We start from the raw sequence: 15,669 nt of genomic DNA on the forward strand, positions 1-15,669 counted from the left end.
GGGGAACAGCGGCTCGGGACCGAGGATGCAACCCATTGACGGCGCTGCCCCCGCGTGCGAGGCAATGAGGCCAGAGCCGGGACGCGGTGCAGATCGGGGCGCAGGGCGCATGAAGGTCATCATTTGCGGGGCGGGCCAGGTCGGCTGGCAGATCGCCCGCCATCTTGCCGGAGAGCGCAACGACGTCACGGTGGTGGACAACAATCCCGATCTCGTGCGCCGGGCCACCGACACGCTGGACGTGCAGGGGATCGCGGGCTTTGCATCCTACCCCGACGTGCTGGACAAGGCGGGCGCGCGCGACGCCGACATGGTGATTGCGGCCACCTATTCCGACGAGGTCAACATGGTCACCTGCCAGGTGGCGCATTCGGTCTTTGCGGTGCCGCGCAAGATCGCGCGGCTGCGCGCGGAAAGCTACCTGACGGCGATCTATTCCGACCTCTACCGGCGCGATCACATGCCCATCGACGTGGTCATTTCGCCTGAACGCGAGGTGGCCGACGCAGCCTTGCAGCGGCTGGCGGCACCAGCGGCCTTTGACACCGAGAGCTTTCTGGACGGCAAGACCCAGCTGATGGGGCTGACCATCGACGCGGGCTGTCCGATCGTGAACACGCCCTTGCGGCAGCTGACCGACCTGTTTTCCACGCTGCGCTCCGTGGTGGTGGGGGTCCGGCGTGAGGGGGTGCTGTTCGCGCCGGAATCCGGCGACCAGCTGTTCGAGGGGGACAGCTGTTACGTCATGGTGCATGCGGATGACGTGCAACGCACGATGGAGATCTTTGGCAAGTCCCTGCGCAAGCAGGAACGCGTCGTGATCGTCGGCGGGGGCAACGTGGGCCTGTCCGTCGCGCGGCGGCTGGAGACCGGCAAGATCCGCGTGCGCGCCAAGATGATCGAGCGTAACCGCAAGAACGCCGAACGGGCCGCCGAGGAGCTGGAGCGCACCATCGTCCTGCATGGTGACGGGCTGGACGCGGCGCTCCTGGTCGAGGCCGGGGTGGCGCGGGCGGATGCGGCGCTCTGCGTGACCGATGACGACAAGGTCAACATGCTGGCCGCTGTACGGGCCAAGGCGGCCGGTTGCCCGATGGTGATCGCCCTGATCAACGACCCGACGCTGGTGCCCTTGATGGAACCGCTGGGGATCGACGCCTATATCAACCCGCGGTCGACCACCGTCAGCTCGATCCTGCGCCATATCCGGCACGGGCGTGTCAGCCAGGTCTATTCCATCGGCGATGCCGAGGCCGAGGTGATCGAGGCCGAGGTCCTGTCGACGTCGCCGATCTCCGGCAGCCGGATCCGCGAGATCGACTTTCCCGAAGGCGTCCTGGTGGGCGCGGTCCGCAAGGGGGACAAGGTGGTCAAGCCCACCGGCTCGCTCAGGATCGACGAGGGCGATCAGATCGTCATCTTTGCCCTCGCCGGCGATGTCCCGGAGGTCGAGCGCCTGTTGCAGGTCTCGATCGATTTCTTCTAGGCGCGGTCCGGTGAGGCAGATGGGGACCTTTGCCGTGACAGGCGTACAAGGGCGAGGCAACCGCCGATGAAGACCATCGCGCGTCTGCCTCTGTTCCTGCTTCTGACCGGGCTCGGTTCCTTCTCGATGCTGCTGCCGGCAGTCTTTGCCTATGTCATCGAAGAACACCACGACGCACGAACCTTTTTCTATGGCGCGCTGCTGGGGCTGATCCTGACCGCGCTGGTGGCGCTGGCCTTGGGCAACCGGCATCACAACCAGAGCGCGCTGCGCCAGCTCGTGGCGCTGGCGGCGGGGTTTGTCGTGCTGCCGCTGATTTTTGCGGTGCCCTTCCACGAGGCGGTGCGGACCACCGGCTTCGGCAATGCCTATTTCGAGATGGTGTCGAGCTTTACCACCACCGGGGCCACGATGTTCGACGCCGCGCGCCTGTCCGGGCCGGAACACCTGTGGCGGGCGCAGGTCGGCTGGATGGGCGGGCTGGTGATGTGGATCGCCGCCTCGGCGATCCTGGCACCGCTGGCGCTGGGGGGATTCGAGGTCACTGCCAGCGGTGAACCCGGGCAATCCATCGCCCAGGGCGCCATGAACACCGGGCCGACCAGCCCGGCGGAACGGCTGATGCGCAGCGCGCACGTCCTGTTCCCGGTCTATACGGGGCTGACTTTGGCGCTGACGGTGATGCTGCTGGTGGCGGGCGATCCGCCGCTGGTCGCGGTCAGCCATGCGATGTCGGTCATGGCGACCTCCGGGATCACGCCGCTGGCTGACCTGGGGGCCGCGCCCAGCGGCCTCGCGGGGGAGATGATTCTCTTCTGCTTTCTCTTTTTCGCCCTGTCGCGGCTGACCTTTTCCGCCGATACCCGCCAGGAACGGGGCCTGTTCTACGATCCAGAGTTCCGTCTTGGCGTCATGATCGTTGTGGCCGTGCCTTTGGCCATGTTCCTGCGCCACTGGGTCGCCTCGTTTGAGGTGGGAGAAGAACAGAACTGGATCGCGGGTCTGCGGGCGCTCTGGGGCGGGCTGTTCACGGCGGCCTCGTTCCTGACCACGACCGGATTCATCAGCGGCGACTGGGATACGGCACAGGACTGGTCCGGGCTGCCGACGCCGGGGATCATCCTGATGGGGCTGGCGCTGGTGGGCGGCGGCGTGGCGACGACCGCCGGGGGCGTCAAGCTGCTGCGGGTCTACGCGCTCTATCTCAACGGCAAGCGCGAGATCGAGCGCCTGGTGCATCCGCATTCCGTGGGGCGGGCGGGCCCCCTGGGGCGCCGCATCCGGCGCGAAGGGGCCTTTATCGCCTGGGTTTTCTTCATGTTCTTCGCGCTGACTCTGGCTGCAATGACGCTGATCCTGGGGGCCTACGGGGTGGATTTCGAACGGGCCACGGTGCTGACCATTGCGACATTGTCGAACACCGGGCCACTGATCGACACCGCCGCGGTGATCGACCTGGCGTCGATCCCCTGGGACGCGCAGTTGATCCTGTGCCTGGCGATGGTGCTGGGACGGCTTGAACTGCTGGCAATCATCGTGATGATCAGTCCAGAGGTCTGGCGCGAATAGTTGCGCAGGAACATCCCCCGGGCATCGGGCGCACGGATTCGGGGATTTTCGGCTGGAAACTCCCGCCGCAGCATACCATACTCCCCCAGACGAGGGCAGCCCGGCGCGCGGGCACGGCAAGAATAAAGGCAATTCAATGGCTTCTGATAGACAGAACCTGCAGGACGCGTTTCTGAACCACGTCCGCAAGACAAAGGTCCCTGTGACGGTCTTCCTGATCAACGGGGTCAAGCTGCAGGGTGTCATCACCTGGTTCGACAATTTCTGCGTCCTGCTGCGCCGTGACGGCCAGTCGCAGCTTGTCTACAAACATGCAATCTCGACCATCATGCCCAGCCAGCCGATCAACCTGTATGACGGCGAAGGGGACGCGTGAGAGAACACGCGCCGCCTGTGACCCGGGCGTGGGTCCTGCATCCTGATATCAAGAGCGACCCGGCACGCCGCGATGCCCAAATGGCCTTGGAAGAGGCCGTTTCGCTGGCACATGCCTTGCCGGGGCTTGAGGTCGTGGGATCGCAGATCGTGCCGTTGCGCGACCCGAATCCGGGTGCGCTGTTCGGCTCGGGCAAGATCGAAGAGTTGCGCGCCAAGCTGGAGGCCGAGGACATCGACCTGGTCTTGGTCGATGGCCCGGTGACGCCGGTGCAGCAGCGCAACCTCGAACGCGACTGGAAGGTCAAGTTGCTGGACCGGACCGGGTTGATCCTGGAGATCTTCTCGGATCGTGCGGCCACCCGCGAGGGTGTGTTGCAGGTCGAAATGGCGCACCTGAGCTACCAGCGCACGCGCCTGGTGCGCGCCTGGACCCACCTGGAACGCCAGCGGGGCGGGCTGGGATTCGTCGGCGGCCCCGGCGAAACCCAGATCGAGGCCGACCGCCGTGCCATCGACGAACAGTTGGTGCGCCTGCGCCGGCAGCTCGACAAGGTCGTCAAGACGCGCGAGTTGCACCGCAAGGCGCGGGCCAAGGTGCCTTACCCGATTGTCGCGCTGGTGGGCTATACCAACGCGGGCAAGTCGACGCTGTTCAACCGGCTGACCGGCGCCGAGGTCATGGCCAAGGACATGCTTTTTGCGACGCTGGACCCGACGATGAGGGCGGTACGCCTGCCGACGGGCGCCGATGTGATCCTGTCGGACACGGTGGGGTTCATCAGCGATCTGCCGACGGAACTTGTGGCCGCTTTCCGGGCAACGCTGGAAGAGGTGCTTGCCGCGGATGTGGTCGTGCATGTGCGCGACATCTCCCACCCTGAGACCGAAGAGCAGGCCGAGGACGTGCGCGGCATTCTCGACAGCCTCGGCGTGGGCGAGGAAACTGCGCAGATCGAACTGTGGAACAAGCTGGACCGGCTGGGGCCGGAAGAGCTGGAAACCGTGCGTATCCGCGCCGCGCGCAACCCGGACGTCTTTGTCACCTCTGCCCTGACGGGCGAGGGGCTGGATGACTTCCTTGAGGCGGTGACAGAGGCGCTTGGCGCCGAACGGGTCGAAGAGGACCTGGTGCTGGGCTTTGCCGAGGGCAAGCGCCGGGCCTGGCTGTTTGAAAAGGGCCTGGTCGAGGACGAGCGCCAGGAAGAGGACGGCTTTCACCTGCGCGTGCTCTGGTCCGCACTCGACAAGGCACGGTTCGAGACGCTGGGCTGATCGGCTCCCGGTGGACATGCACCCCGTTTCATGCGATCCGGGGTGCATGTTGATCCATGTTCAGACATCCGGCGCCCTGCGCCGCATCCGAATTACGCTCCCGGCCTGAACCGCCGGGCCGGGTGAGCTGTCGTCTGAACGTCTATGGCGCGGGATGCGCCGCACAAGGATCACTGTCATGTCTTCTGAATTTCCGACCCTGCACATGATGTGCGGGAAGATCGCCGCTGGAAAATCAACCCTGGCGGCCCAACTGGCCCGCCCCGAGGGCACCGTTCTGATCACCGAGGATAGCTGGCTGGACGGGCTTTTCGCCGACCAGATGGCCACGCCGCGCGACTATCTGCGATGCACGGGGAAACTGCGGGCGGTCATGGGGCCGCATGTTGCGGCGCTGCTGGATGCCGGGGTTTCCGTCGTGCTGGATTTCGCGGCTAATACTCTGGACCAGCGCGCCTGGATGCGCGGCATCCTGGAGGCGACGGGCGCCGCGCATGAACTGCACCTGTTGGCGCCGCCGGACGAGGTCTGCCTGGACCGGCTGCGCAGGCGCAATGCCTCGGGTGCACACCCCTTTGTCGTGACGGATGAGCAGTTCCACCAATTCTCCCGCCACTTCATGCCACCGGGGCCGGAGGAAGGGTTCAACGTGGTGCGACACGACTTCTGACGGGACCGGAGGTCCCGGGGCAGGCCCGGGACGGGGTCAGATCACGGCGCTGTCACGTTCCAGCAGGTCGCGGGCAATCTCCCAGCGTCGGCGTTGCCGTTTCGAGGGCGACACCGGCGTATTGGCCCAGAGGCTGATCGCGAAACAGCGTTGCAGGAACAGCCGGACCTCGGGTGCGGTGACATCGTCGCCATAGCCCTCGCGCAACGCCGCCAGGGCGGACTCGTCCCCGGTGAGCTCAAGCACGTCCAGGGCAAGGGAAAAGACGTCGCGCAGAGGTTCGTCCTCTTTCGCGTTTTCGAAGTCGATGCCCCAGACCGTGCCCTCGGGGCCGCTGACGAGGTTGGAGAGCGTCAGGTCGCGGTGGGTGATGGCCCGGGAGGCAGGCAGGCCACGGACCGTGGCGCGCGTCTCCTTGAGCGCGCGTGCGGCGGAGACCAGCCCCTTTGCGTCGATCGGAGTACGCTCACCGGCCTCGACCGCATCCACCAGCCTGGTCAGCCAGTTGACCTGTCCCTTGGGCAGGAATTTTCGTTCGCGCAGGCTCAGCCCATGATAGGCGGCCAGCCATTCCCCGGCGGAGCGCAGCAGCGGGCCGGGGGCCTCGGTTTCCAGCCGTTCACGAAAGTCTGGGCCGCCAGCGTCCTGCATGACCAGCGCGCCCTTGCCGAACCACAACACGCGCGGCACGCGGTAGGGACCATGCGACAGCACCGCCGCCAGTTCCGCCTGCCGCAGCGCCTGTCGCGAGGCCTTTGCCTCGGCCTTGCGCGGCCAGAGCTTGACCACCGCCGGGACACGTCCGCGCGACGGGCGGTAAACCCAGGTATCCTGACCGTTGCGGAGCACTTCCAGCCGACCCGACCATTCCGGCCAGAGCTTTTTCAGCACCTCGGTCGCGCGGGCCTCGCTCATGGTTTGACCAGCCGGGTGATCCCGACAGAGGCGGCGCGTGCCAGACCCACGTCCAGCGACATCGGGATGTATTCGCCGCGCCGCCAGAGTTGGCCAAGGTCGTCGTAGTGGCGCGACAGCGGGTGGCCCGACTGGCCTGTGGCAGAGACAAAGACCGAACTGTCGGGGTCGGCGAAATCGTAGACGCCGCGATAGCCCGCGCCATGCACATTGGCGAAAGGATCGGGACCGCGCCCCGAGGTCACGCCCCGTTGGAGCGTGTGATCACCGCCCGAGGTCGTCTGGCGGATGTTCACGAAGTACCGCAGGATCGGCACCTGGCCCAGAACCGGGTGTTCGTGCGTCGCCAGGTGTTCGTCCCCCCAGCGCAGCGATTCCAGCGCCTTGCCGGAATGTTCCTCGATCCAGATCAGCGCGTCGTCCAATGCCAGCCGTGCGATGTCGGTGCAGCTTTCCACCGCAGCTGACCGGATCACGTCGCACCAGGCGCTGGCCCCGTCCACATCGCGAAAGACGCGCTCGATGAACAGTGGCTCGACATGGTCGAACTCTTCGGCCAGCGGGCCCAGATCGTCGCGGATCAGGCGGGCCTGTAGCGCTCGAAGCCAGGCAGAATAGAGCAACGGCTCGGGCATGTGTTCGTTCATTTCACCGTTCCAGTTGGCCAGCAGGTCCAGCGCGCGCTGGCGGCGGCGTTCCGGCGTGCCCTCGGGCGCGGCCTCGGAGGTGTACCACAGGTCCCGCCCGATCAGCGGCAGCAAGGTGCGCGCGGCAGGCGACACCGTGTCCAGCTGGGCCTCGACGAAACTGTCGCGGGTGTGGACCTTGCGGCCCTGCATCATGGTCTGCCAGCGCTGCACGCGCTGGCTGTCGCCCCAGTTATAGCTGACGTGGTCAGGGAAGGCGCGGTCCACCAGCTTGTTGTTGGTATTGCCGACGATGCCGCCCTCGGGGGCGAGGAACTCGGGGTTGGCCGAAAAGGGAAAGATCCCCTGCCAGCGGTTCGCCGCGATCCACCCGCGCGAGGGCAGGCGGCCCAGGCTTTCATGTGCGGGGTCGCGGCGCGGCATGGCGCCGACCAGCTTCAATGCCACGGTATCCGCGTCGATCAGGGTCAGGTTCTGCGAGGGCGCGACATAGAGGCGGGACGCTTCCATCGCCTCTTCGACCGATTGCGACATCATCAGCCCGATGGCGGCGGAGGCCGAGGTGTCCTGGTGGCTGAGCGCGGTCCAGGCCAGCGAGACCAGGTGCCCCGGCGGCGTGATCTTGTCCAGGTTGAATTGCGAGGCGGGCAGGATCGGGCCGTTGTCCGTCCACAGCAGGTTCAGCGTGACCGGCGCCTCACCCTTGATGCGGATGATGGATTGGCGGGTTTCGAAGGGTTTGAATCCGTCGGGCGTGCGATACTCGCCCTGGGCGTCCGGGTTCAGCTCTTCGAAGTACAGGTCCTGATCGTCGAGGTAGGAAGAGGTGATCCCCCAGGCCAGTTGCTCGGACCGGCCCACCATCAGGGCCGGGATGCCGGGGATCGAGGCGCCGATCACGCCGCCGGATTTCAACTGCATCCGGGCGAGATACCAGAAGGTCGGCGCGGTAAAGCCAAGGTGCGGGTCATTGGCCAGCAGCGTCCCGCCCGAGGCCGAGCGTTCCGGCGCGGCGGCCCAGACGTTGGACGCGCCCGCCAGCCCGCGCCGCGGCACCGGCCACAGGAAATCCCCCCCCACCGGCGCGGCACTGGCCTGGCGCGTGCCGCTGCCCTGCGGCAGTTGCGCGACACGGGGCAGGGCGGCGACACCGCTGCCGGGCATGTCGGGCAGGATGTCGGACAGGCGTTGTTCATCCCCCAACAGCAGGGAGGTCCGGGCGCGCAGCACCTCGTCCCCGATCTGGCCGGACAGTTGCAGTGCCATCAGCTTGATCACCGCCAGCGAATCCGCCGGTTGCCAGGGCGCGATTTCCGCCTCGAAGAGAAAGAACTCGGGCGCGCCGCGTCCCAGGCTGTTGGCGTTGATCTCGGCGATGCGCGCGTTGATGCCGGCGGAATAAGCTTCCAGCGCGTCCAGCGTGCGCGCGTCCTGATGCTCGACCGAGGCCTTGGCGGCGGTGTAGATGTCCAGCCGGCGCAACAGCGTGTCGGTGCGCAGGGTGCGGCGGCCAAAGAGTTCCGACAGGCGGCCCTGCGCGGTGCGGCGCATCATCATCAGCTGCCACAGCCGGTCCTGCGCGTGCACGTAGCCCAGCCCGAAGAATGCGTCGCGGTCCGACAGGGCCATGATATGCGGCACGGCGGAATTGTCGCGCACGATCTCGATATCGGCGGTGATCCCGGCCACGGGCAGGGTCTTGTCGTAGTCGGGCAGCGAGCGGGACCCGAGGTAGTAGGCAAGTGCCACGCCGATGACGATCAGGGCGACGGCCAGGCTGGCCAGCCGCAACAGCCATCGGAACACAACCGCCATTTCGTTCTCCGTCCATATGGGCTAGGTCAGATCGCACCGGGATTAACTTGCCAGCCCGGGCTTGCCAAGGGCAGGCTGGCTGACGTGACGAGGGGAGAACAAGATGGCGAAAACGGCGTTTCTGGGCCTTGGGGTGATGGGCTATCCGATGGCGGGCCACATGGCCAAGGCCGGGCACGAGGTCACGGTTTACAACCGGACCGCCGCCAAGGCCGACAAATGGGTGTCCGAATACGGCGGCGCAGCGGCGGCAACCCCGCGCGAGGCGGCGCAGGGCGCGGATTTCGTCATGGCCTGCGTCGGCAACGACGATGACCTGCGCGGGATCTGCACCGGAGAGGACGGCGCCTTTGCCGGCATGTCCTCGGGCGCAACCTTTGTCGATCACACTACCGTGTCCCAGCAGGTGACGCTGGAACTGGCCGAACAGGCGGCGGAGCGCGGGTTGGGATTCGTCGATGCGCCGGTGTCCGGCGGGCAGGCGGGGGCCGAGAACGGCCAGCTTGTCATCATGTGCGGCGGCGATCAGTCGAACTACGACGCGGCAGAGCCGATCATGCAATCCTATGCCAAGCTGTGCAAACGCCTGGGCGACAGCGGCGCCGGGCAACTGTGCAAGATGGTCAACCAGATCTGTATCGCGGGTCTCGTGCAGGGCCTGTCCGAAGGGCTGCACTTTGCCGAGAAGGCGGGGCTGGACGGCGCCGCGGTGGTCGATGTGATCGGCGGCGGCGCGGCCGGGTCCTGGCAGATGGTCAATCGCTACCAGACGATGATCGCCGACGAGTTCGAGCACGGGTTCGCCGTCGACTGGATGCGCAAGGACTTGGATATCTGCCTGCGCACCGCAAATGAAAACGGCGCCTCGCTGCCGGTGACGGCGCTGGTCGACCAGTTCTACAAGGACGTTCAGAAACTGGGCGGCGGGCGCTGGGACACTTCTTCGCTGATCAAGCGCCTGCGGGCGATGGGGTAAGGCCGATGGCTTTTGCCGGGGACCAGGCGCTGCGCCGGGCCCCCGGTTGACCGGAGCGGATGCCCTACCGACCCAGATCCAGTGCCCTTCTGATGCTCGGGGCCGGAGCGGCGCTGCTGGCGGTCGGAGTGCTGACAGCCGGTTTCTACCGGAGCCACATGGATTCGACCCGGCTGCGCGAGGTCGAGCTTCGCCTGTCCGACCTGTCGCAGGAGCTGTTGGGCGCCATCGGCTTTGACGGCATGATCCATGACTTCAAGAATTGCGTTCTGCGCGGCGCCACCGAGCCCGCATATTGCGACGAGGCCGAGGTCGAGGCCCACCGCGCGCTGGCGGTCTTGGATCGCATGGACGAGGTGGCCGAGGCGAACGGGCTGGTCCTGGACCTGGCTGCTGTCAGGGCGTCGGCGGCGGATTACGGCGCCCGGGTGGACCGGGTGCGCGCGGCGCATGACCGGGGCCTGAGCGCTGGCCAGATCGATGTCCTGGTGCGCTATGACGATGAACCGGCGGTCGAAGGCCTGCGTGCCACGCTGGACCTTGCACGGCAAACCCTAGACGACCGTTTGACCGCGCTGCAGCGTGACTACGCCGCGATGACCCTTGTCGGAGTGCTGTTTCCGCTGGTGCTTTCGGTCTGGTTCCTGCTGGCCGCCCGTCGCGATTTCCGGGCCGCGATGGAACGGCAGGCCCAGCTGGATGCCATCTTTGCCGCGTTGACGGGCGGACTGGTGGGATTCGACGAGGCCGGGCAGATCGTTCTGATCAACCCTACGGCGCGCCGGTTCCTGCATGTCGGCGATCGCGCGGTGCCTTTTGACTGGCCGGATCATGTCAGCCTGCCGTCCGGCCCGGAGGGGGATGAACCGTCCCTGGACCCCGTCACATGGGCGATGTCCGGTGGATCCAACGGTGAAGAAGTGCGGCAGCTTCGTATCGCGATCGGGCAGGAACCGGATCGTTACATGCGGCTTGGCAGTGCCCGGATCAACCTGCGGGGCACCCGGTTGAGCGCGCTGCTCTACATGCAGGACGTGACCCTGGAAGAGCGCAACCGGCAGGTGATCGAACGTGACAGCCGGCTGGATGCGCTGGGGCAGCTGTCAGGCGGAATTGCGCATGATTTCAACAACCTTCTGGCCACTCTTCTGTTTTCGATGGAACTTGCTTTGCAAGAAGAACCATCCGAACGCGCCGCATCGCTGCTGCGTCGCGCACGAGAGGCGGTCTGGTCCGGTCGCGGCCTGACAGACCGGTTGCTGGCCTTTGCCCGGCAACAGCCCGGCCGGGTCGAGGTCTGTGCCGTCGACTGTGTATTGGAAGATATCGAGATCCTGTCGCGTCCGGCCCTCAGCGGTGAGGTCGCGCTGAGACTTTTGCCCGAAGAACCGCAGCTGCAGGTGCGATGCGATCCGGGGCAATTGCAGAATGCCTTGCTGAACCTTGTCCTGAACGCCCGGGACGCGATCCGGGGGGCGGGCAGGGCCGGGATCATCACGCTTGGCGCGCGGGCGGTTGGCGATGATCTTGTCGAACTGTCGGTCGGCGACGATGGCGAAGGCATGTCGGACGAGGTGCGCCGCCGCGCGGCGGACCCGTTCTTTACCACCCGCCGCGGCCACGGCGGCACCGGGCTGGGGCTGGCGATGGTCTATGGTTTCGTCCAGCAGTCCGGCGGGGACATGCGGATCTACTCGGTCCCGGGGCAGGGGACGACCGTGCGGCTGACGCTGCCGCGTATTGCCGGGACCCCGGGTCTGACAGTGGCGGACAGCTGGGCCGACATGCCTGCCGGGGCGGGTGAGACGGTGTTGCTGGTCGAGGATGAGCCATATCTGCTTGATCTCACTCGGGGACTGCTGCAGCGGTTGGGGTACGAGGTCGTCACGGCGCCCACGGGGCAGGCGGCCTGGGCGCTGATCGAAGCCGGACAGGCCTATGACCTGCTGTTGACCGATGTCTTCATGCCCGGGGGCCTGTCCGGGCTGGATCTCGCGGAACGCGTCGCCGCGCGTGACCCGGCGCGCCCCGTGATCCTGATGTCGGGGTTTGCCCTGCATCCGGACGTGGGCGCGGCCGGTCCCCGGTTCCGCCACCTGCAGAAACCCTGCACGCCGCATGTGCTGGCCCGGACCCTGCGCGAGGCCCTTGAAACGCGCTGAGAGCGGGACGAGGGGCCACGCGCGTCGCAATCGCTATTGTCATTCCCATCCTGCTGGCCTTATGTTAGCGGTCAGGTTGCGCGCAGAACATGCCGCGCCGAAGATTTCGCTGACCGTGGACCCTGACATACCGGACCCGGCCAGACCGATCGGGCCGCAAGGCCATAGTCCCTGCCCGGACCGCCACAAGCGACGGGCGCAATGAATGGGCGCCGTCCCGGCCCAATGCCGCAGACGCGCGTCGGAGAAGAACCGCGATGAAGCGCGCGACTGACATGAGGCATGAGGCAGGGACATCGGTTTCCCGCCATGCCATCGCGCACCATCTCGCCCAGACAAGACACGCTTCAACCGCCGCGCGCCCCCCGGGGCCGGCGGTGCGTTGGGTGTGCAAACGGATAACATGGCAAAGAAAATGCTCATCGACGCCACCCACGCGGAAGAGACCCGCGTCGTGGTGGTGGACGGAAACAAGGTCGAGGAATTCGACTTCGAGTCCGAGAACAAGCGGCAGCTCGCCGGCAACATCTATCTAGCCAAGGTCACACGGGTCGAACCCTCGCTGCAGGCGGCGTTCGTCGATTACGGCGGCAACCGTCACGGCTTCCTGGCCTTCTCGGAAATCCACCCCGACTACTACCAGATCCCCATCGCTGACCGCCAGGCGCTGATGGAGGAAGAGGAAGAGGCCGCGCGCGCCGCTGCCGAGGAAGAGGAAAAGCCCAAGAAGTCCCGCTCGCGCTCGCGCAAGCGGTCGACGAAGGCATCCGACAAGACGGACAAGGCGGAGAAGTCCGACAAGCAGGCCGAGACCGCCAAGGAAACCAAGCCGCGCGAACCCAGCGGCATGGAAACCATCGACCTCGACGACGACCTGGAAACCGGCGAGCCGGGCGAGGGCCTGTCGCCGATGGAAACCGTGCACGAGACCCCGGTTGAAGAGCCGGAGGCCGCTGATCCAGCCCCTCAGGAAACCCCGGTCGAAACCGATCCGGCGCCGGAACCCGCGCCCGTCGAAACGCCAGTGCAGCCTGAGCCCCAGGCCGACCCGGCCCCGGCCGAAGTGCCCGCTCCCGCCGAGGCGCCCGAGGTGCCCGGTTCCGAAACCGCGGCGGACCCCGCGCCGGCGACCGAGGCCCTGACGCCTCTGGACACCGAGGCCGCCGCCGAACCGGCGCCGACCCCGGACGACGAGGACACCGCCGAAGCGGCAGAGCCCGAGGACGCACCCGAGAGCGAAACGCCGCCGCGCCCCATCGCAGAAGGCACCAAGGACGAGGCCGCCGTCGTCTCGCAAGAGCCGGACTCTGGCGATGATACCGTGACGCCAGAAGAAACTGCGGAAGAGACCCCGGTCGAGGCGCCCGACGCGGCAGAGCCGGTGGCCGAGGTTGTCGCAGAGGCCGATCCTGCCCCCGTGGCGGAGGACAGTGCCGAGGACGACGTCGCGCCCGAGGCGTCGGACGATGACGACGAAGAAGACGAAGACGACAAGGACGATGCCGCGGCGCGCGATGCCTCGATCGAGTCCGTGGCCGACGACGACACCGAAGAGGACATCCGCCCGGTCCGCAAGCCGCGCCCGCGCCGGTACAAGATCCAGGAGGTCATCAAGGTCCGCCAGATCATGCTGGTGCAGGTCGTCAAGGAAGAGCGTGGCAACAAGGGCGCTGCGCTGACCACCTACCTGTCCCTGGCGGGTCGCTATTGCGTGCTCATGCCCAACACCGCACGTGGCGGTGGCATCAGCCGCAAGATCACCAATGCGACCGACCGTTCCAAGCTCAAGGAAATCGCGCAGTCGATCGACGTGCCCAAGGGCGCGGGCCTGATCATCCGGACGGCAGGCGCCAAGCGCACCAAGACCGAGATCAAGCGCGACTACGAGTACCTGCAGCGTTTGTGGGAGCAGATCCGCGAACTGACGCTGAAGAGCATCGCGCCGGCCAAGATCTACGAGGAAGGCGACCTGATCAAACGGTCGATCCGCGATCTCTATTCGCGCGAAATCGATGAAGTCCTTGTGGAAGGCGAACGGGGATACCGGGTCGCGAAGGACTTCATGAAGATGATCATGCCGTCCCACGCCAAGAACGTGAAACACTACAACGAACAGATGCCGCTTTTCGCGCGCTACCAGGTGGAAAGTTACCTGGGCGGGATGTTCAACCCGACCGTGCAGCTGAAATCCGGTGGTTACATCGTGATCGGCGTGACCGAGGCGCTGGTGGCCATCGACGTGAACTCGGGCCGCGCCACCAAGGAAGGCTCGATCGAGGAGACCGCGACCAAGACCAACCTGGAGGCTGCCGAGGAGGTGGCGCGCCAGTTGCGTCTGCGTGACCTCGCGGGTCTGATCGTCATCGACTTCATCGACATGGACGAGCGCAAGAACAACGCCGCCGTCGAGAAGAAACTGAAGGACAAGCTCAAGACCGACCGCGCCCGCATCCAGGTGGGCCGCATCTCGGGCTTTGGCCTGTTGGAAATGTCGCGCCAACGCCTGCGCCCCGGAATGATCGAGGCGACGACGCAGCCCTGCGCCGCCTGCCACGGCACCGGCCTGATCCGCTCGGACGACAACATGGCGCTGCAGATCCTGCGCCAGATCGAGGAAGAAGGCGTGCGCCGCCGTTCGCGCGAGGTGCTGGTGAAATGCCCCATCGGCATCGCCAACTACCTGATGAACCAGAAGCGCGAACATGTCGCCATGATCGAGGCGCGCTACGGCATGTCCGTGCGCATCGAGGGTGACCCGCATCTGGTGGCGCCCGACTTCTCGATGGAGAAGTTCAAGACCGCGACCCGCGTCGTGCCCGAGGCCACCGCACCCGTTGTGTCTGTCGACACGTCGTTGATGGATCAGGTCGACGAGGACACCGAGGCCGAGCAGGAAGAAGAGGAAGAGGCGCCCCAGGCCGAAAAGCCGGAGACCACCTCTGACGACAATGGTGACGAGGGCAAGCCCAAGAAGCGCCGTCGTCGTCGCCGTCGCAAGTCGAAGTCCAAGGACAACGGTGAGGGATCCGAGACCGGCGCAGAGGGCAGCACCGACAAGGACGACTCGGCCAAGGAGGCCGAGAAGCCGGTCGAGGCTGTCGAGGCTGCGGATGAAGCCAAGACCTCCGAGGCCGCTGAGGCGGATGCGCCCAAGGCAGACGAGGGTGAGGATACGGCCAAGCCCAAGCGGACTCGCACCCGGTCGCGCCGCACGCGCAGCAAACCCGCCGATGCCCAGACCGAGACGGACGAGGGGGAGGTGGCAGTAGCCGAGACCGCCGAGGCCAAGCCCGAAGCGACACCGGAGCCGACACCGAAAGCCACCGAGGCGCCCGCCGCCGAAGTGGCGGAGCCAGTCGCCGAGGCCGCGCCTGTCGCAGAGACAGCGGAAGCGCCCGAACCCGAGGTGAGCGAAGCCCCGGCCGAGGCCGCGGCGGAAACGACCGAGGACAAGCCCAAGCGCGCGCGCACGCGTCGCAAGGCCTCTGACGTGATTGCTGCCGTGGTTGGCACCCCGGTCGCGGAAACCGCCGTGGAACCGGCCTCGGCACCCGAGGAAACGACCGAAGACGCATCGGAAGAGGCTCAGCCAGAGGCCGCCGCAGCGCCTGCGGAACCTGTGGCCGAAGAGGCGCCGGAACCGGTGACGGAAACCGCCGAGGCAGAGGACAAGCCCAAGCGGCGCGGTTGGTGGTCCCTGGGCCGCTGATCCGAAAATGAAACAAGGAAAAGGCCCCGCCGAACCGGCGGGGCCTTTTTCGTTTTCCCGGAGGCCGTGG

General features: G+C 66.5%; 10 protein-coding genes. 8 read left to right on the forward strand and 2 right to left on the reverse strand.

Annotated elements, in window-relative coordinates:
- The first annotated feature begins 109 nt into the window (after positions 1-109).
- From trkA to BLQ71_RS00705, 5 genes are all read left to right on the forward strand, one after another.
- Positions 110-1,486, forward strand: a complete 1,377-nt coding sequence (gene trkA / locus BLQ71_RS00685; protein WP_074620357.1) for a Trk system potassium transporter TrkA — start codon at positions 110-112, stop codon at positions 1,484-1,486.
- 66 nt (positions 1,487-1,552) lie between these two features.
- Entirely contained in the window at positions 1,553-3,055 is a 1,503-nt protein-coding gene (locus BLQ71_RS00690) for a TrkH family potassium uptake protein (RefSeq protein WP_043139750.1), read from the forward strand.
- 136 nt (positions 3,056-3,191) lie between these two features.
- Positions 3,192-3,431 carry an RNA chaperone Hfq gene (hfq, locus tag BLQ71_RS00695; protein ID WP_023849333.1) on the forward strand — a complete coding sequence of 80 codons (240 nt, stop codon included), beginning with the start codon at positions 3,192-3,194 and terminating at the stop codon, positions 3,429-3,431.
- Positions 3,432-3,448: 17 nt separating this feature from the next.
- Positions 3,449-4,705 (forward strand): GTPase HflX, encoded by a 1,257-nt coding sequence (hflX, locus tag BLQ71_RS00700; RefSeq protein WP_043139746.1) that lies wholly within the window; start codon positions 3,449-3,451, stop codon positions 4,703-4,705.
- Between the two features lie 178 nt (positions 4,706-4,883).
- Complete coding sequence (locus BLQ71_RS00705; protein ID WP_074620358.1) at positions 4,884-5,375, forward strand: P-loop nucleotide/nucleoside kinase family protein; 492 nt, start codon at positions 4,884-4,886, stop codon at positions 5,373-5,375.
- 36 nt (positions 5,376-5,411) lie between these two features.
- On the opposite strand, the gene BLQ71_RS00710 is transcribed toward BLQ71_RS00705, so the two are convergent.
- Entirely contained in the window at positions 5,412-6,290 is an 879-nt protein-coding gene (locus tag BLQ71_RS00710; RefSeq protein ID WP_074620359.1) for an aminoglycoside phosphotransferase family protein, read from the reverse strand.
- Positions 6,287-8,752: a penicillin acylase family protein gene (locus BLQ71_RS00715; RefSeq protein ID WP_074620360.1), complete on the reverse strand. Its 2,466-nt coding sequence runs from the start codon at positions 8,750-8,752 to the stop codon at positions 6,287-6,289. The genes BLQ71_RS00710 and BLQ71_RS00715 overlap by 4 nt, the downstream gene beginning before the upstream one ends.
- Before the next feature lie 103 nt (positions 8,753-8,855).
- On the opposite strand from BLQ71_RS00715, the gene BLQ71_RS00720 reads away from it, so the two are divergent.
- The 3 genes from BLQ71_RS00720 to BLQ71_RS00730 all read left to right on the forward strand — a co-directional run bounded on the left by BLQ71_RS00720 (position 8,856) and on the right by BLQ71_RS00730 (position 15,599).
- Positions 8,856-9,728: an NAD(P)-dependent oxidoreductase gene (locus BLQ71_RS00720; RefSeq protein WP_074620361.1), complete on the forward strand. Its 873-nt coding sequence runs from the start codon at positions 8,856-8,858 to the stop codon at positions 9,726-9,728.
- Positions 9,729-9,820: 92 nt separating this feature from the next.
- The gene (locus BLQ71_RS00725) at positions 9,821-11,890 is read left to right on the forward strand and encodes an ATP-binding protein (RefSeq protein WP_074620362.1); all 2,070 of its coding nucleotides are present in this window, start codon (positions 9,821-9,823) and stop codon (positions 11,888-11,890) included.
- A gap of 403 nt (positions 11,891-12,293) precedes the next feature.
- Complete coding sequence (locus BLQ71_RS00730) at positions 12,294-15,599, forward strand: ribonuclease E/G (protein WP_074620363.1); 3,306 nt, start codon at positions 12,294-12,296, stop codon at positions 15,597-15,599.
- The last annotated feature ends 70 nt before the right edge of the window (positions 15,600-15,669 follow it).

The sequence above is a fragment of the Antarctobacter albus genome (genome assembly GCF_900101505.1).
Classification (GTDB): Bacteria; Pseudomonadota; Alphaproteobacteria; order Rhodobacterales; family Rhodobacteraceae; genus Antarctobacter; species Antarctobacter albus.

Bases quoted from the DNA above. Each gene is read 5' to 3' on its own strand.
- hfq (WP_023849333.1), top strand. From the start codon at position 3,192: ATGGCTTCTGATAGACAGAACCTGCAGGACGCGTTTCTGAACCACGTC.
- BLQ71_RS00720 (WP_074620361.1), top strand. From the start codon at position 8,856: ATGGCGAAAACGGCGTTTCTGGGCCTTGGGGTGATGGGCTATCCGATG.
- BLQ71_RS00710 (WP_074620359.1), bottom strand. From the start codon at position 6,290: ATGAGCGAGGCCCGCGCGACCGAGGTGCTGAAAAAGCTCTGGCCGGAA.
- BLQ71_RS00705 (WP_074620358.1), top strand. From the start codon at position 4,884: ATGTCTTCTGAATTTCCGACCCTGCACATGATGTGCGGGAAGATCGCC.
- BLQ71_RS00690 (WP_043139750.1), top strand. From the start codon at position 1,553: ATGAAGACCATCGCGCGTCTGCCTCTGTTCCTGCTTCTGACCGGGCTC.
- BLQ71_RS00730 (WP_074620363.1), top strand. From the start codon at position 12,294: ATGGCAAAGAAAATGCTCATCGACGCCACCCACGCGGAAGAGACCCGC.
- BLQ71_RS00725 (WP_074620362.1), top strand. From the start codon at position 9,821: ATGCTCGGGGCCGGAGCGGCGCTGCTGGCGGTCGGAGTGCTGACAGCC.
- BLQ71_RS00715 (WP_074620360.1), bottom strand. From the start codon at position 8,752: ATGGCGGTTGTGTTCCGATGGCTGTTGCGGCTGGCCAGCCTGGCCGTC.
- trkA (WP_074620357.1), top strand. From the start codon at position 110: ATGAAGGTCATCATTTGCGGGGCGGGCCAGGTCGGCTGGCAGATCGCC.